At 60.0% G+C, this 17,593-nt stretch carries 14 protein-coding genes; 5 read left to right on the top strand and 9 right to left on the bottom strand.

Annotated features, from left to right (window positions below; genetic code table 11):
- Positions 1–84 precede the first annotated feature (84 nt).
- From KW837_RS00545 to KW837_RS00505, 9 genes are all read right to left on the bottom strand, one after another.
- Positions 85–3,657: a glycosyltransferase gene (locus KW837_RS00545; protein WP_218394163.1), complete on the bottom strand. Its 3,573-nt coding sequence runs from the start codon at positions 3,655–3,657 to the stop codon at positions 85–87.
- A 94-nt stretch (positions 3,658–3,751) separates the two neighbouring features.
- Positions 3,752–5,317: a flagellar hook-associated protein 3 gene (locus KW837_RS00540; protein WP_123495990.1), complete on the bottom strand. Its 1,566-nt coding sequence runs from the start codon at positions 5,315–5,317 to the stop codon at positions 3,752–3,754.
- Positions 5,318–5,330: 13 nt separating this feature from the next.
- Positions 5,331–7,391: a flagellar hook-associated protein FlgK gene (flgK, locus tag KW837_RS00535; protein WP_218394162.1), complete on the bottom strand. Its 2,061-nt coding sequence runs from the start codon at positions 7,389–7,391 to the stop codon at positions 5,331–5,333.
- 23 nt (positions 7,392–7,414) lie between these two features.
- Complete coding sequence (flgJ, locus tag KW837_RS00530) at positions 7,415–8,713, bottom strand: flagellar assembly peptidoglycan hydrolase FlgJ (RefSeq protein ID WP_218394161.1); 1,299 nt, start codon at positions 8,711–8,713, stop codon at positions 7,415–7,417.
- A gap of 11 nt (positions 8,714–8,724) precedes the next feature.
- Positions 8,725–9,834, bottom strand: a complete 1,110-nt coding sequence (locus KW837_RS00525; RefSeq protein WP_218395133.1) for a flagellar basal body P-ring protein FlgI — start codon at positions 9,832–9,834, stop codon at positions 8,725–8,727.
- Positions 9,835–9,852: 18 nt separating this feature from the next.
- On the bottom strand, positions 9,853–10,548 hold the full coding sequence (gene flgH / locus KW837_RS00520; protein WP_218394160.1) for a flagellar basal body L-ring protein FlgH: 696 nt from the start codon (positions 10,546–10,548) through the stop codon (positions 9,853–9,855).
- A 52-nt stretch (positions 10,549–10,600) separates the two neighbouring features.
- Positions 10,601–11,386, bottom strand: a complete 786-nt coding sequence (gene flgG, locus KW837_RS00515; protein ID WP_008011001.1) for a flagellar basal-body rod protein FlgG — start codon at positions 11,384–11,386, stop codon at positions 10,601–10,603.
- Between the two features lie 45 nt (positions 11,387–11,431).
- Complete coding sequence (locus tag KW837_RS00510; RefSeq protein WP_008074885.1) at positions 11,432–12,172, bottom strand: flagellar basal body rod protein FlgF; 741 nt, start codon at positions 12,170–12,172, stop codon at positions 11,432–11,434.
- Positions 12,173–12,493: 321 nt separating this feature from the next.
- The gene (locus tag KW837_RS00505; protein WP_008074886.1) at positions 12,494–14,053 is read right to left on the bottom strand and encodes a sigma-54-dependent phenylalanine hydroxylase transcriptional regulator PhhR; all 1,560 of its coding nucleotides are present in this window, start codon (positions 14,051–14,053) and stop codon (positions 12,494–12,496) included.
- 398 nt (positions 14,054–14,451) lie between these two features.
- Here KW837_RS00505 and phhA point away from each other — a divergent pair, with 398 nt between their 5' ends.
- The 5 genes from phhA to KW837_RS00485 all read left to right on the top strand — a co-directional run bounded on the left by phhA (position 14,452) and on the right by KW837_RS00485 (position 17,559).
- A complete protein-coding gene (gene phhA, locus KW837_RS00500) occupies positions 14,452–15,237 on the top strand; it encodes a phenylalanine 4-monooxygenase (RefSeq protein WP_008074887.1) in 786 nt (261 codons plus the stop codon).
- A gap of 105 nt (positions 15,238–15,342) precedes the next feature.
- Positions 15,343–15,699, top strand: a complete 357-nt coding sequence (locus KW837_RS00495; protein WP_010457024.1) for a 4a-hydroxytetrahydrobiopterin dehydratase — start codon at positions 15,343–15,345, stop codon at positions 15,697–15,699.
- The gene (locus tag KW837_RS00490; protein ID WP_225603749.1) at positions 15,699–16,892 is read left to right on the top strand and encodes an amino acid aminotransferase; all 1,194 of its coding nucleotides are present in this window, start codon (positions 15,699–15,701) and stop codon (positions 16,890–16,892) included. Before KW837_RS00495 ends, KW837_RS00490 begins: the two co-directional genes overlap by 1 nt.
- A 277-nt stretch (positions 16,893–17,169) precedes the next feature.
- The gene (locus KW837_RS28635; RefSeq protein WP_256348506.1) at positions 17,170–17,301 is read left to right on the top strand and encodes a hypothetical protein; all 132 of its coding nucleotides are present in this window, start codon (positions 17,170–17,172) and stop codon (positions 17,299–17,301) included.
- A gap of 75 nt (positions 17,302–17,376) precedes the next feature.
- Entirely contained in the window at positions 17,377–17,559 is a 183-nt protein-coding gene (locus KW837_RS00485) for a hypothetical protein (protein ID WP_008074891.1), read from the top strand.
- Positions 17,560–17,593: the final 34 nt, after the last annotated feature.

The following is a 17,593-nucleotide window of genomic DNA, read 5'->3' as shown; positions in this document are numbered from 1 at the left end:
AAAATCGCAGCCTTCGCCAGTCAACACATTCCTGTGAAGCTGTCGAAGGCTGCGATTTTTGATCCTTGGAAGGTAATAGCAGAATCAGTCCGGCAACCAGCCCCATAACCAGTGATTGAGGTTGTCGCCACGCAACATGAAATCGCGATGCACCGCTTCACGCAATTCATCGCCCATACGATAGCTGGCATCCGGGTCAGCCAGGTGCATGCGGATCGCCTGCAGCCATTCGTCCGTGCTGTTGCTATAGACCTTGGTACACGGCAAGTGGCCGCGGTAGGCCTCGGTGTCGGTGCAGATCACCGGGTACCCGCAGGCGCCGTATTCCAGCAGGCGCAGGTTGCTTTTGCAGTCGTTGAAGATATGAAATTCCAGCGGTGCCAGCGCCAGGTCAAGGTTCAGACTGGCCAGTTTGAATGGGTAGCTCTGCAAACCGATGGTGGAGTGAAACTCGTGAACATACGGACGCAAGGCGTCAGGGCACATGCCGAAGAACACCCACTCGACTTCGTCCGCCAGTTCGCGCACAACCTCGGCAATGATCTCCAGGTCACCGGTGTGGCTGGTGCCGCCCCCCCAGCCGACTCGCGGCTTGCTGGAGGTGCGACGGTGACTGGTCAGTGTCGCCCAAGGGTCCGGCGATAGCATGTTCGGCACCACGCGGATCTCGCTGTGCATACTCGACAAGGCATCGGCCAGTGGCTGAGTGGTGACCACTACGCGATCGCACAGGCCAATGCCTTCGCGCAACAGCTGCTCGGTATTGACCGGTTTGTTGCGGGCGTGGGTGTTTTTCTTCGGCGCACTGACGATGTAGTCGTCGAGTTCGAAAATTCGTAGCGCACTGGAATACTTTTTCATCCGCAGAATGTCACCCGCGGCACCTTCGCTGTAACGCCCTTGCAGAATGATCGTGTCGGGTGACAGACGCTCGATCTCCACAGTCGACGGCGACTCATAGGCCACCCGCGCGATCACCCGACCGGCTGCTTCGAGTTCGGCCAGCGGCGCGGTTACCCGGTAATGGCCAACGGCGGTGCTGTTAACCGGCAGACCGAGAATCAACGGCAGGGCACGGGTACAAAACGGGTTCCAGTTATTGCGCAGTGACGGCTCCAGACTGAAGCTGGAAATCCCAAGGCTCAGCGCCGGGCTGTAGGCCGGATCCTTGGCGATCTTCGGCAGCCATTTGCGATAAAAGTCCTCCTGTTCACGCTCGCGCAGCGCCAGTGTCGAAGGCTGTGCCGGCGACACATCTTGCGGCACCCACACCACGCTGGCGTAAGGCGTCCAGACCACCAGGTAGCCATCCTTGGTCGCCCGCAAACACAAGTCGACGTCGCTGAGGCCTTGGGTGAAAGTCACCTCATCGAACTGCTCGAGTTCATCGAACACTTGCTTGCGCACCATCAGGCAGTGATTGCTCACCGCACTCCAGTTCTGGGTCACGTGTAAACGCTGCATGTAGCCGCGAGAACCGGCCGCTTCGCCATAAAATGGCGAACCGACGGGTCCGGCAAGACCAAGAATCAACCCGGCACTGACGATCGAGCCCTCGGGGCTGAGGATGCGGGCACCGACCACACCCACTTCGGGGCGCTGGGCGTGATTGAGCAATTCATCCAGCCAGTCGCTGTCGCAGATTACCGTCTGCGCACTGAGCAGCAGCAAGTACTCGCCATGCGCCAGGCTCGCGGCAAAGTTACGGATCGCCGCGTCGTTGGCGTCACCGGCGTAACGCAAGACTCTCAGCATTGCGGCGCCCAGTTGCGCCATCGCTTCCAGCCAGTCGAGCATCGCCCGGTCGCCCGTGCCGCTGTCGACGATCAGGATTTCGTATCGGCTATAGGCCGTGCGCTCGATCAGGCCTTCGATGCATCGCTGCAACGCGTACAGCGAATCGCCGGTCTGGATGATGATCGACACCAGCGGTCGCACCCCATGGAGGTAGTCGATGCGGTTGATCAGCGGCAACGCTTCCTGCCGGATCGCGTGCGCCACGCCAATACGATCCAGGTGCGCACTGACCATGCCGGCGTTGCTCTCGATCACTTCGGGCAATGACAGCCAGGCGGCGAAAGATTGAGTCGACTCTACCTGGATTTCGGCGATGTGCTCGATGGTTTGCGGCCCGGCCTCTTCCACCAGACGCCATAACAAATCATGCGGTGCCAGCTCACCGTGAGCCGGATCGAAACCGCCCAGCGCCATGAAGCGCTGCCGCTCGAAGGCCAGGGTTCGACCGACGTAGGGATAGGCGCGCATCAAGTCGAGGTTGAAATCGGGTTTGAACACCGGATCGATCGACTCGCCATCGACCAGCGCGCCTTCGTCACTGTAAGCACAGAGAATGCCCGCCGAACCGGCAATGCGTTCGGCCAGGATCAGCAGAGCCGACTCGCGCAAGGTGTCGCCAGCGTGCAGCAGATAAAACCAGTGAGCGCCTTCCAGTTGCGGTACCACGGCGTTGAGCTGTTGCGCCCAATCCGCCTGGAACGGCAACTGCACCACGCGATCGTCAGTCGCACACAAGGCATCGGACAACACCAGCACTGCCTGAGGCGCGTACAGTTGCTGGCTAATACTCTGCAACGTCGTCTTGAGCCCCGCACCGTCAGCTGTGCTGTCGATCACGATCGGCACGATCTGCGGACGGTACGCCCAACTGTCGAGACGTTGCGGCATGAGCCGTTGCTCGACATCGGAGAACCTGCGGATCGCCAGCCATTCGCGATAGAAATCGGCGTAGCTTTCGCTCTCCCCGCCCACCCGGCCATTCACCACCGTGTTGCGATTGCCCAGAATGCGCACCACACACAACTCTTCCCAGGCGTGGGGCTGGTCGGTGATTTTAGTCAGCTCGATGTAGCGCACCCAACCCGATGCCGGTGCCGATTCACCGCTGCGCGCCGCGAGCATCTGCGAAAGCCAGTTCCACTCCACGGCTGCGGCCTTGACCATTTCAGGGGTTTTGCTCAGGCGCTCCGGATACAGACGTTCAGTGCTCAACACAGTGCTCAGCGACACCAGATTGCCGCGACGCATCAAGCACACGAACAAGGCGAAATCGAGCATGGCGACGAAACCGGCACCTTCCTGAATCAGCGCCGGCAACAGCTCCAGTACATCGGTGCGGCGCATCAGGGTCGAACTGAAGTTACCGAGGAAATTCTTTGGCGTGCCTTCAAAGATCGCCAGCATGTCATCGCCCTTGAGCAAGGCGTCGTTCGGTGAGAACCGGCAGTTGTCGACCCGTGGCGGCAAGATGAAATTGCCGGCGTCGCTGAGCATCCGCAGGGCAAACACCACATTCACGTCCGCGTGGTCGATCAACACCTGCGCCTGCAAGGCAATGCTCGGTGAAAACAGACGGTCGTCGTCACACAGCACTTTGATGAACTCGCCCCGGGCTTGCTCGACGCAACGCAATACGTTCTTCTGCAAACCCAGACGCTGCGGATTGCGCAAGTAACGAATCGGGTGAGCCGGCTCGACGAAGGTCTCGACAATGTCGCGGATTTCGTCGCTGGACGAATCGTCGCAGATGACGATCTCGACGTGCTCGTAGGTCTGGGCGAGCGCACTTTCCAATGCCTGACTGAAGAAGCGCGGATTGAAGGCTGGGATGACGATGCTGACGAGGGGGCGTTGATTCACGGCGGAAACTCTCGAGCGGCGGGCCTCTACCCTTTCAGGCAGAGGCCCCGGAACCGCTTAAAAAAAGACGGTTGGCTGCTCGGCAGGCGCAGGCTCAGACCTTGTTGAACAGGCCCAACTGAGCAATCTTGCTGAAGGCCAGTTGCGAGGCTTGCAACATGGTTTGTTGCAGGGTCAGACGGGTCATCACTTCAGCCGGATCGGAATCGCGGATCGATGATTGGGTCTGGGCATTGGCCAGTTTCAAGCTCTGGTTGGTATCGCTCTGGGTATCCAGGGCAGCACCGCGACCACCGACCGAGCTCAAGGCACTGGACAGCTGATCGGTACCGCTGGCCAGGTTGGCAATACCGGAAGCCAATGACGCTTGCAGCTTCTGAGTAGCGATCGGATCACCGTTGGTTGGCGTATTCAGCGCGGTTTTCAACTGGCTCACGGTGTCCAGGATGTTCTGGGTTTCGTGAGTGTTGACCGCGATGCTGAACTGATCGTTGGCAGCCGGCGTACCACTCAACGTGAAACTCACACCCGATGCAGTGGCGACGCTACCGGCCATGGTTCCGCTAGACACAGGCTTGCTGCTGGCCGTCAAAGGCGCCGCATACAGGTCGAAGGCGGTGGCGCTGGTGAACTTGAGGATCGCAGAACCGGTAGGGAAACTGGCGTGGTAATCCGCCGGGTTGGTGATGCTGCTGGTGGTGACCTGCGCCGCCGAAGGGTTGCCCGGGCTGCCGGTTGCGCTGAAGGTGTCCGGCTTGGCCGCCAGGGTAAACGTGTGGCCAGGCAGCACGGTCGCCGCCGTGTCGCCGGCGCTCAGGTTGATGTTCAGGGTCAGCTCGACGCCACGGAAAGTGACGGCCTGGCCGGTCTTGCTGGCAGGATCGAACGCGCCACCCTGACTGGCTTCGGCAGTCACGTCATTGCCGCCCGAGTCAGTGATTTTCAGCTGGGTGCCGCTGACGAAATCCACGGTATACGGCTCGCCGCTGCGGAATTTGGCGTTGTAGGTGACGTTCGACGACACTTGGCCGTTGGACAGGGTCACGCGGCCGTCGTCCACGACCGGCGCGGTCCGGGTGACCTCGCTACGGCTGGTGTTGATCGCTTGCTGGAATGCATCCCAACCGGTGCTGTTGGTGGCCATCGACATGGTGTCGCCGATCGCCAGGTCAAGCGTTACCTGGTCACCGTTGTAGCTGTAGGTGCCATCGTTGTTACGTGTGAACGGCACGGTATCGCCCTTGGAACCGGCGAAGATGTATTTACCGTTCTCGTCTTTGCTGTTCATCAGGCTGAGCAGCTGCTCTTCGATCTGCCCCAGCTCCGATGCGTTGGCCTGGCGGTCGGCATCGGTATAACCGGCGTTGCCTGCGCCTACGGCCAATTCCTTGGCGCGTTGCAGCACGTTATTGATGCTGGTCATCACTGCTTCCGTGGTGCCCAGGGTTGCCTTGATGGTGGTGGTATTGGCTTCGTACTGATCAAGCATCGAAGCCTGCTGACCCAGTTGCAGCAAACGCGAAGCGCCGACCGGATCATCCGCCGCGGTATTCACACGAACCAGGCTGCTGGCCTCTTCGCTGCTCTTGACCACGTTGGCGAAGTTCTTCTGATAGTTGGCGGCAGAGGACTCGTAAAACTGGGCGGTAGAAATGCGCATGGGCTACGACTCCTTAAAGACTGTTGATCAGTGTGCTGAAGATTTCCTGCGCAGCCTTGATGATCTGCGAAGACGCGGTGTAGTACTGCTGGTACTTGACCAGGTTGCCGGTTTCCTCATCGAGGTCGACCCCGGACAACGAGTCGCGAGCGCCCTTGGCGTTGGCCAGAATCGCTTCGGTGGCAGCGCTGTCGAGCTTGCCTTGGGCGGCTTTGGCGCCTACGCCCTCAACCAGTTTGCCGTAGGCGTCGGTCAGGGAAATGCCTTTGCTCGCCGAACCGGTATCCACGGTCTGCTTGGTCTGCAAGCCAGCCAGTGTGGTGCCGTTACGGTTGTCCAGCGTACCCGGTTGGCTGAGCGAGACGTTGATCGCAGAGCCTTGACCTGGCGAACCGGCCACGGTCATGTCAAACGACACAGTGCGCTGCACAACTGGCGGCCCCGGGTCATTGATCGCGGCGCCGCTGGCGTCGACCAGAGGAATGGTCAGGCTCAGCGTATTGTTCTGGCCCGGCACAATGGTGCCGCTGCTGAGCGGGTTACCTTGGGCATCGAGCATTTGATAAGTCTGGGTCGTACCACCGGCCGTGCCGAACACAATCTTGACCGGAGTCGACGTCTTCAGGCCGTTCTGGATCGTGGTGGTGGTCGCCGTGTCGTAGATATCGAACTTCGTGGTCAGGGTCGGTTGACCACTGGCCGGAATCGTCAATGTGCCGCTGCCACCCGGCGCGATGGCGGCGCCCAAGGGTGCCGCGATGGCCAGACGCTTGGAGTCGGTCATCTCGGTCTTGATGGTGGTCGCCGCGTTGCGGGTCGGGGTGATCTTGAAGGTGTCGCCGGCGGCTGCGGTGCCACCGGTGAGCTTCATCGAGAAACCATCGATCACTGGCGGCGGCGTGGTCAGCGTGCTGAATGCGCCCATGGCGGTGCCTTCAGGCAGGCGCTGCACGGTGTAGTTCGTGGCGCTGGTGAAGGTGACCTTGTAATCGTTGATGGTCAGCTTGCCGCTGTCCTCGATGCTCACCTCGAAGTTGCCTGAGCCGGCGCTGTTGCCGACCGTGGCGACGCTGCGCTGAGCCATTTGCGCGGCACTGTTGATGCTGTTGAACAGGTTCGAACCGAAGTCACCGTTCTTGTCGATGCCCTGGGCCTGGATGGTATTCATCTGATCGGCGACGACCAGCGCCACACGCCCCAGCTCGTTCATGGCCGGGTCCAGCACGGTGCTGCGATAGCGCAGCAAGCCGCCCATTTCTCCACCGGTCATCACCGAAGTGATGTCGATGGTGCTCGAACCACGATTGAGCTGAATGGCCGAGCGCGAAGGGTCGTCTTTGCTCGGCACCACTTCCAGTTTGCTGGCGGTGCTGCCCATGACCAGCGGCTGACCGCTGCCCAGGTAAATGTCGAGGTTACCGTCACGCTCCATCACCTGCGCACCGGTGAAAGTGGACAGTTGGCGTACGGTCTCGTTGCGCGCATCGAGCAAGTCGTTGGGCTGGCCGCCGGCTTTGGAAACTTCGGAAATCTTCTGGTTCAGCTGGGCCACGGTGGCGGCCAGTTTATTGACCTGATCGGCCATGTCCGCCAGGTTGCCGTTGACGTTGGCGTTCTGCTGCGTCAACTGGCTGGAGATCGAGTTGAACCGGTTGCTCAGGGCCTGCGCATCGCTGAGCAGCAGTTGGCGGGAAGCATCGTCGCCCGGCTTGGCGTTGACGTTCTGTACCGAGGCGAAGAACTTGGTCAAGGCGCCATTGAGGCCGGTGCCGCTGTCCGAGAGCAACTTATCGAGCGGGCTGATCTGCCCGGCGTAGGCAGCCGAGTCGCTGTTAAGCGAAGTGGTGGTCTGCAGTTGCGCATCCAGGTAGCTGTTGTACACCCGACGCACATCGGCCAGGGTCGTACCGGTGCCGATGTAGACATTGCCGAACTGATTCGAAGCCTTGGTGCCCTGCACGGTTTGCTGGCGTGAGTACCCGGCGGTGTCGGCGTTGGCAATGTTATTGCCGGTAGTCATCAGCGCGGATTGGCCAGCGGCCAGACCCGACATCCCGATATTGAGCAAACTCATGGTTCAGACCTTATGCCTTGTGCCTATAAAGGCGTAGTGGAAGCGCCCGCCGCAGCGTAGTTTTGGTAACTCGTCATCTGCTTGGCTATCTGCGAAATCTTGCTTGCGTAATCCGGGTCGGTTGCATACCCGGCTTTTTGCAACTCGCGTACAAACTGTTCTGGGTTATCGGCCGACTTCAGCACATCTTGATAGCGATTATTGCTTTGCAGCAGCGTCACAAGGTCATGGAAGCTGTCTTTGTAAGAGGCGTAGGAACGGAACTCGGCCGTCTCCTTGACCATCTCGCCATTTCTGAATTCGCTGGTGATCGCCCGCGCCGAATCGCCCTTCCAGTTACTGCTGGCCTTGATGCCGAACAGGTTGTGGCTGCTGCTGCCATCCTGGGCGCGCATGACCGATTTGCCCCAACCGGTTTCCAGGGCAGCCTGAGCCACCAGGTAACGTGGATCGACACCGATACGGTCGGCAGCTTCTTTGGCCATCGGCAGCATGGTGTTGACGAATTCGTCGGCGGAACTGAAGGCTTTCTTCGCCGGCGCCAGGGGTATTTGGGCCATGGCACGCCCATAAATCTGCATGCGTCCGCTGGCCGCTGTATCCGTTTGCGCAGCCAGCCAATCGCCGTTGTACAGGGAACCGGAACTGGTCGCGGTACTCTGCGGCACCTGGATTTTGTTCTGTGCTGCGGTGGCGGTCGTCGCCGTGGTCGATGCCGACGGCACCAGCCCGGCGAGCAAACGATCAGCCAGTTTCGGTGGCAATGCCAGACGCCGCTGATTGATCAGCGCCATGTCATTGCGATGAGCACCCTCGCCCGCGCTTGCCGGCGTCTTCACCGAGCGCGAAGCCCACAACGGGCGCTCACCATTGAGACGCGACAGTGGTCCGTTGGTGGCGACCGTACCGGCGGCAATCGGTGTTTCCACGGCAGCTTGCGCGGCGGCTTGCTTGGCGGCAGACGCTGCCGCGGCCTCACCCGGCGCCATCGGTTTGTTCTTCGACATCTGGCGCATCAGCACGTCCGCCAGGCCAATACCGCCGCCTTCGCGGGACAGGGAAACGGCCAACTGCTGGTCGTACATTTCCTGGTATTGCTTGGCTGCCGGCGTGTTGAGCGGGTTGTCCTGGCCCAGCGCTTCGGTGGCCGAACGCATGGACTTGAGCATTTCACCCAGAAACAGCGATTCGAATTCCTGCGCCACTTTGCGCATGTTCGCATCGCTGTTCTTGTCGCCGACCTTGAGCTGATTCAGGCGATTCAGGTCCGAGTAGGAACCCGAATCGCTGCTGCTGACCAGACCGCTTTTGCGCATATCCATGGTCGCCGTCCTCAGATCACAATCAGATCGGCTTGCAACGCGCCGGCCTGCTTCAGCGCTTCGAGGATCGCCATCAAGTCACCCGGTGCCGCGCCGACCTGGTTCACCGCACGGACGATTTCGTCGAGGGTGGTGCCCGGGCCGAATTTGAACATCGGCTTGGCTTCTTGCTGAGCATTGACCCGCGAGCGCGGTACGACCGCCGTCTGCCCGTTGGACAGAGGGCCGGGCTGACTGACAATCGGGTCTTCGGTGATGGTCACGGTCAGGCTGCCGTGGGTCACGGCGGCCGGGGAAACCTTGACGTTCTGGCCAATTACGATGGTGCCGGTGCGCGAGTTGATGATGACTTTCGCCACCGCCTGGCCCGGGTCGACTTCGAGGTTTTCGAGGATCGACAAATAGTCGACCCGCTGGCTCGGATCGAGTGGCGCAGTCACGCGGATCGAACCACCGTCGATGGCCTGGGCGACGCCAGGGCCAAGCATGTTGTTGATCTTGTCGACGATGCGCTTGGCGGTAGTGAAGTCCGAACGGTTGAGGTTCAGGGTCAGGCTGTTGCCCTGATTGAAACCGCTTGGCACGGCACGCTCGACCGACGCACCGCCAGGGATGCGACCGGCCGACGGAACGTTGACGGTGATCTTCGAACCGTCACGTCCTTCGGCATCGAAACCACCAACCACCAGGTTGCCCTGAGCGACGGCGTAGACGTTGCCGTCGATACCTTTGAGCGGCGTCAGCAACAACGTGCCGCCACGCAGGCTCTTGGAGTTACCGATGGACGCAACGGTGATATCTATCTGTTGACCCGGCTTGGCGAACGCCGGCAGATCAGCACTGATCGACACCGCCGCGACGTTCTTCAATTGCACGTTGCCCGAACCTGCCGGCACCTTGATGCCGAACTGCGAAAGCATGTTGTTGAAGGTCTGCAGGGTGAACGGGGTCTGGGTCGTCTGATCGCCGGTGCCGTTAAGCCCGACCACCAGGCCGTAGCCGATCAATTGGTTGGAACGCACACCGGAAATACTGGCGATGTCCTTCAGCCGCTCGGCTTGAGCGTCGAAGGCTACGGACATCAGGAGCGCAGCCACCATCAGGTGTTTGAAGTTCAACATGCTCACCAGAGAAGCCACCTAGAAAGGGAACAGCGGGCTGAGGAAGAAACGGTCGAACCAGCCTGGCTGACTCGCATCGGCAAACGCACCGGTGCCCGAATAGGTGATGCGCGCATCGGCGACGCGGGTCGACGACACGGTGTTGTCGGTGGCGATGTCATCGGCGCGAACGAGGCCGGCAATCCGCACCAGCTCATCACCGGTGTTGAGGGTCAGCCACTTCTCGCCGCGCACGGCGATGATGCCGTTGGGCAACACGTCGGCGACGGTCACGGTGATCGAACCGGTCAGGCTGTTGCTTTGGCCGGACTTGCTGTCGCCCTTGGTGGCGCGGTCACCTTCATAACCGACGTCCAGACTCAGGCTGCCGCTGCCCACTGGATCACTGGTGCTCAGGCCGCCCCCGAAAAACGAGCTCAGACCGATGTCGGTCTTGCTGTTCTTGTCGATCTGCGAGTTGGCGTTCTTGCTCGCCTGGGTGCGCTCGTTCAGGGTGATGGTGATGATGTCACCGACCCGGAACGCCTTGCGGTCGCTGTACAGGTTCTGTTCGAAACCGGCCTGGTAGATCGAGCCGTTATTGGCGGCAGCCGGCAGCGGCGTGCGCGGCAACACCGGGGCGTAGTAAGGGTCATTGGGCTTGGGCGGCGGGGCGACGCAGCCCGCGAGCAAAACGGCCCCACTCAGTGCCAGAACAGATACAAAGCGATTCATGACCCTACCTCACGGTATTGCAGGCGACCTCATGGCCGCCTCATAGACTTGATTACAGATTCTGCGTTACGAACGAGAGCATCTGGTCGGCGGTGGAGATCACCTTGGAGTTCATCTCGTAGGCGCGCTGAGTGGTGATCATGTTGACCATCTCTTCGACGGTGCTGACGTTGGACGTTTCCAGGGTGTTCTGCAGCGTGGTGCCGAAACCGGCAAGGCCCGGGGTGCCGACTTGCGGCGCGCCACTGGCAGCGGTTTCCAGGAACAGGTTGTTACCCACCGCTTGCAGACCGGCCGGGTTGATGAAGTCGGCGGTTTGCAGGTTGCCGATCACCTGGGAGGCCGGGTTGCCGGCAACGGTGATGGACACGGTGCCGTCTCGGCCGACGGTGAAGGTCTGGGCGTCGTTCGGAATGACAATGGCCGGCTCCAGGGCGAAACCGCTGGCGTTGACGATCTGGCCGTTGGAATCCAGGTGGAACGTACCGTCACGGGTGTAGGACGTGGTGCCGTCCGGCTGCAGGATCTGGAAGAAACCGCGACCGTCGATGGCCATGTCCAACGGTTGCTCGGTGGTTTGCAGGCTGCCGGCGGTGAAGTTTTTCTGGGTGCCGACGATGCGCACACCGGTACCCACTTGCAGACCCGACGGCAATTCGCTGTCCTGGGTCGACTGGGCGCCTGGCTGGCGTTTGATCTGATACAGCAAGTCCTGGAACTCGGCGCGGTCACGTTTGAAACCCGTGGTCGATACGTTCGCCAGGTTGTTGGAAATGGTGGTGAGGTTGGTGTCCTGGGCGGACAGACCTGTTTTGGCAACCCATAGAGCCGGAAGCATTCGATTCTCCTCGTGCGCCTGTTTTACGGCGCGACGTTCTGATAATTAGCTGATCTGCAAGACCCGAGCCATGGCCTGGTCATCGTCTTTGGCGGTGTTCATCATCTTGATGTGCAGCTCGAACTGCTTGGCCAGCGCCAGCACCGAAGTCATTTCTTCCACGGCATTGACGTTGCTCGACTCAAGGAACCCGGACACCAGTTTGACGTTGGCATCGGCCTGCGCCGGCTTGCCGTCCTTGGTGTGGATCGAACCGTCCAGGCCTTTGGTCATGTTCTTGAAGTCCGGGTTGACCAGTTTGATGCGGTCGACTTCGGCCATCACGCGAGGGCCTTCACCCATCGCACGGATGCTGATGGTGCCGTCTTCGCCGACTTCGATTTGCTGCTCGGGCGGCACGGCAATCGGCCCGCCATTGCCTACCACCGGCATACCGTTGCCGGCACGCAGCACGCCCAGGGCGTCAACGTTCAAGCTGCCGGTGCGCACGTAGCTTTCACCGCCATCGGGGTTCTGCACGGCGATCCAGCCGTTGCCCTGCACCGCGACATCGAGGTCGCGACCGGTTTCTACCAGCGAGCCAGGAGAGAAGTCGGTGGCCGGACGTTCGCTCATGGCAAACGCACGCGCCGGAAAGCTGTCACCAAACACCGGCATCGAACGAGCCTGTTCCAGGTCCTTCTGAAAACCGTTGGTAGAGATGTTCGCCAGGTTGTTGGCATGAGCCTTCTGCGCCAGTGCATTCTGGCTGGCGCCGGTCATTGCCACATAAAGGTACTTGTCCACACTCTTTCCTCTGCATGCCGGACGTTTGCCGCCCACCGCTGTACTGCTGAGCCATAAGCAATTTGCAGACCAACTTTTTTCTGGCGGCGCAGGGCCCGGCAAACAAAGGACTTGAGGGATTCAGAGGGGATTGGGGGAATGTATCGAAGACGAAAAACCGGCGGTGTTATGCCGGTAGGTGGCAACGGTTGACCTTGAGGTTGACTGGACTACCGCCTTCGCGAGCAAGCCCGCTCCCACATTTAATTTGTGTTCGACTCGATCAAATGTGGGAGCGGGCTTGCTCGCGAAGGGTCCATCACAGGCAAAAATAGCTATCGGCTAAGACTCAGTCTTGCCGACCTCATACTCACGCAACTTATTGGCAATGGTGGTATGCGACACCCCCAACCGCTTGCCCAGTTGCCGACTGCTCGGATGCTCGGAATACAAACGCTCCAGCACCGCTTTCTCAAAGCGCCCGACAATCTCGTCCAAACCACCCTCAAGGGAAAAATCGCCAAGCGGCTGACGCACGCCGTAGTCCGGCAGGCGAATATGCTCGGCTTTGACGGTGCCGCCGTCGCACAGGGAAACGGCCTGGAACAGTACGTTTTCCAACTGCCGCACGTTACCCGGCCAATGATAATGACTGAGCCGTTCCATGGCCGCTGGCGCCAGTTTCGGCAAAGGGCAACCGATCTGCCGACTGGCCTGATCGAGGAAGTGCTCCACCAGCGGCGCCAGTCCGTCGAGGCATTCGCGTAGCGGCGGGATGTGCAGCGAGAGCACGTTCAAACGGTGGTACAAATCCTGGCGAAACTCACCGCGAGCGCACAGCTCGGACAAATCCACTTGCGTTGCGCAGATCACCCGCACATCCAGATAGACCTCTTCATCGCTGCCGACACGACGGAAGCAACCATCCTGCAGAAAGCGCAGCAATTTCACCTGCAAGCGCGGGCTCATTTCGCCGACGCCGTCGAGAAACAACGTACCGCCCGCCGTCAGCTCCAACAGCCCGAGCTTGCCTTCGGCCCGTGCGCCTTCGAAGGCGCCGGGACCGTAGCCGAACAATTCGGTCTCGGCCATGGACTCCGGCAGACCGGCACAGTTGAGCGCCATCAACGGTGACTGCCCACGCGGGCTCGCCAAGTGACAGGCCCGCGCCAACAACTCTTTGCCGGTGCCGGTTTCGCCTTCTATCAATAGCGGCGCATCCAGTGGCGCCATGCGCCGTGCTTCGCGAACCACCGCCGCCATCACTTTCGAGCTTTGGAAAATGCTGTCGAAGCCGCGCAATTCCTGCTTGCGCACGTTATAGATGCGCTCGCCCACCCGGTCCGCCCGGTGCAACGTCAACACCGCACCGGCCATGGCCTCGCTTTCGTCATGCTCCGATTGCAGCGGCGCGATGTCGGCGAGAAACACGTCGCCCTTGACCTTGACCCGCAAGCCGTTGATCCGTGACTTGTTGGCGCGCACCAGTTCCGGCAAATCGAAATCCTCGGCGTACCGCGACAGCGGTATCCCCGGCACCTCGTCTACCCGCACCCCGAGCAACTGCGCCGCCGCACGATTGGCCGCGACGATGGAGCCGCCCATGTCGATCGACAGCACCGGAAACTCCAAGGCACCAAGCAAGGCATTGAGTTCCATATGCCGACGCTCGCTGGGCATCAGCCCTACGCGTTTGACGCCGAATACCCCGCCAATCGCCTCAAACTTCGGACGCAACGCCTGAAACTGAATGTTGATCAGGTTCGGGCAGTGCAGGTAGATCGCATTGCCGTGCTCACCGCCCACTTCGCCGCGAGCGACGTTGATCCCGTACTCGACCAGCAGGTTGAGAATGTCGCGCAGAATACCGATGCGGTTCTGGCAGTGAACTTTGATACGCATATAAAGGCCCACAAAACGGTGAGTGAGGTTGATGCCGAGCACACAACCTGTGGGAGCGGGCTTGCTCGCGAAAGCGTCGGACCATCCAGCATTGATGTATCAGACAGACCGCCTTCGCGAGCAAGCCCGCTCCCACAGGGTACTTGGCAGACCGACGTATTTTTCTGCCGAGGCACTCAAATAGTCGTCAAGATTATGTGACACCCGTGCGCCATTTCAAACCCGCAAATATCAATACTTGCGCCATAGCGACCAATCCGTAACGAATACTTTACGAAAAGCCGAGATTTTTCCAACTCTCACTGCGGATCACCTGCTACAACACCGCACGCCTTGGGGTATTTCTAGGTCTATAGCTGTACACACAACAAGAACGTATCCCCTAGCAGGAGAGCAGCATGAAGCAGACGCAATACGTGGCTCGTGAGCCCGATGCGCAAGGTTTTATCGACTACCCCGCCGAAGAACACGCGGTGTGGAACACGCTGATCACTCGCCAACTGAAAGTGGTCGAGGGCCGTGCGTGCCAGGAATACCTGGACGGTATCGAAAAACTCGGTCTGCCCCACGACCGCATTCCGCAACTCGGTGAAATCAACAAGGTCCTCGGTGAAACCACCGGTTGGCAGGTTGCCCGAGTCCCCGCACTGATTCCCTTCCAGACCTTTTTCGAATTGCTGGCGAACAAGCAGTTCCCGGTGGCGACGTTTATTCGTACCCGCGAAGAGCTGGATTACCTGCAAGAACCGGACATTTTCCACGAGATCTTTGGCCACTGTCCGCTGCTGACCAATCCCTGGTTCGCCGAATTCACCCACACCTACGGCAAACTTGGCCTACAGGCTTCCAAGGAAGAACGCGTGTATCTGGCGCGCCTGTACTGGATGACCATCGAGTTCGGCCTGGTCGACACGCCACAAGGCCTGCGCATCTATGGCGGCGGCATTCTGTCCTCGCCCAAAGAAACCGTTTACTGCTTGTCGAACGAGCCTGAGCATCAGGCCTTCGACCCGCTGGAATGCATGCGCACGCCGTACCGCATCGACATTCTGCAACCGCTGTACTTTGTCCTGCCGAACCTCAAGCGCCTGTTCGATCTGGCCCACGAAGACATCATGGGCATGGTCAAGCAAGGTATGCAGCTGGGGCTGCGTGCGCCGAAATTTCCGCCAAAAGCCGCGTGACCCGCGTCTTTTGGCATCAAGTGAGTCTGTTACGGATCGCCGCTTTGCTTTAGCGTGGTCCCACTGACGACCGTTTTTCAAAACACTCGATTTCAGGAACACATCATGTCCACATTAAACCAAGCCCATTGCGAAGCCTGCCGCGCCGACGCCCCTCAGGTCAGCGACGAAGAATTGCCGATCCTGATCAAGCAGATCCCTGACTGGAACATCGAAGTTCGCGACAGCGTGATGCAGCTGGAAAAAGTTTTCCTGTTCAAGAACTTCAAACACGCGCTGGCGTTCACCAACGCCGTCGGTGAAATTTCCGAGGCCGAAGGTCACCACCCAGGCCTGCTGACCGAGTGGGGCAAAGTCACCGTGACTTGGTGGAGCCACTCCATCAAAGGCCTGCACCGCAACGACTTCATCATGGCCGCGCGCACTGACGAAGTGGCGAAGAACGCCGAGGGCCGCAAATAATGCATTTCGACGCCATCGGCCGAGTTCCCGGCGACCCGATTCTCGGCCTGATGGAGGCCTATGCGCTGGACCCTAATCCGCGCAAATTCGACCTTGGCGTGGGTGTCTACAAAGACGCCCAGGGCCAGACGCCAATCCCCGAAGCAGTGAAGCTCGCCGAGCAACACCTGGTGGATCGTCAATCCACCAAAACCTACATCGGCGGCCACGGCAATGTAGCGTTCGGCAAAGTCATCAACGAGTTGGTGCTTGGTGCGGATTCGGCGTTGATCGCCGAACAACGGGCCGGCGTCACTCAGACGCCGGGCGGTACTGGCGCGTTGCGTTTGAGCGCCGACTTCATCGCCCAATGCCTGCCGGGCCGTGGCGTGTGGTTGAGCAACCCGACCTGGCCGATCCACGAAACCATTTTCGCGGCGGCCGGGGTCAAGGTCAGTCATTACCCATACGTGGGCAGCGATAACCGTCTCGATGTGGAAGCAATGCTGGCGGTGCTCAATCAAGCACCCAAGGGCGATGTGGTGCTGCTGCATGCCTGCTGCCACAACCCGACCGGTTTCGATTTGTCCCATGACGATTGGCGTCGGGTGCTGGACGTGGTGCGCAGTCGCGATTTGCTACCTCTGATCGACTTCGCTTATCAGGGTTTCGGTGACGGCCTGGAGCAGGATGCCTGGTCGACGCGGCTGTTCGCCGCCGAGTTGCCGGAAGTGCTGATCACCAGTTCCTGTTCGAAAAACTTCGGCCTGTACCGCGACCGCACCGGCGCATTGATTGTCTGCGCGAAAACCGCCGACAAGCTGGTGGATATCCGCAGCCAACTGGCCAACATCGCCCGCAACCTGTGGTCGACGCCGCCGGATCATGGCGCCGCCGTGGTCGCGACCATCCTCGGTGATCCAGAGCTGAAAAGCCGCTGGGCCGACGAAGTGGAAGCCATGCGTTTGCGTATCGCCCAGTTGCGCAGCGGTCTGGTCGAAGCACTTGAACCCCATGGCTTGCGTGAGCGATTTGCGCACATCGGTGTGCAACGCGGGATGTTTTCCTACACCGGTTTGTCGCCGGAGCAGGTTAAACAGCTACGCGAGCATCACAGTGTGTACATGGTGAGCTCGGGCCGGGCTAACGTGGCGGGGATTGATGCGACGCGTCTGGATCTGCTGGCCGAAGCTATCGCTGACGTCTGCAAATAAATATCAGACACTACACATCCCCTGTGGGAGCGGGCTTGCTCGCGAAAGCGGCGTATCAGGCAACGATGATGTTGACTGACACTCCGTCTTCGCGAGCAAGCCCGCTCCCACATTTGAATGTGTGTCGCCCCCTCTTGCTGACCTGTCTAGACAATCCCATCCGTCGCAACAAATGGATATAAAAGTCTATTTGTCATTTCTCCTGCTGTATCCTGCGCAGGCTTTTTAAAAGCGCGGATCTACCAGATCTATCAACAGACTTAGCGAGGAGCGCGACATGCACGAGATCCCTAATCTCCCCTTCCCAAGCCTGCACGAAACTGAGCAGACAACCACGCAACAAGCCGGTGCCCAACAGCCCGAGATGAAAGAAGCACCTGAACGCCGCCAGGCCGACAGCGAAGACTGATACACCTGCAATGCCAGACCGTGTGGAAAGCGCTAACATGCGCTTTCCACACCGCCTGAACCGCGAGCCCGCACCATGAGCGATGATTTCACTGAAGCCCAGGCCAGCGTCCTGATCGGCACCGCCGAGAAGATGATCGAGATCTGGAACCGCCTTTCCCCCGAGAAACAAGCCGCCCTGCTGGCCCGCTTCGGCAGCGAAGAAAACGCCCTGGCCGCTCTGGTCACGACGCAACTGGTTGCCCCCGCCAAAACCTGACTCACCCCGTCTGGCAAATAGTTTTACTTTTTCA

This window comes from Pseudomonas sp. PDM24, from assembly GCF_019218905.1.
Taxonomy (GTDB): domain Bacteria; phylum Pseudomonadota; class Gammaproteobacteria; order Pseudomonadales; family Pseudomonadaceae; genus Aquipseudomonas.
The sequence above is the reverse complement of the archived record's forward strand: the minus strand, read 5'-3'. Positions and strand labels throughout refer to the sequence as shown.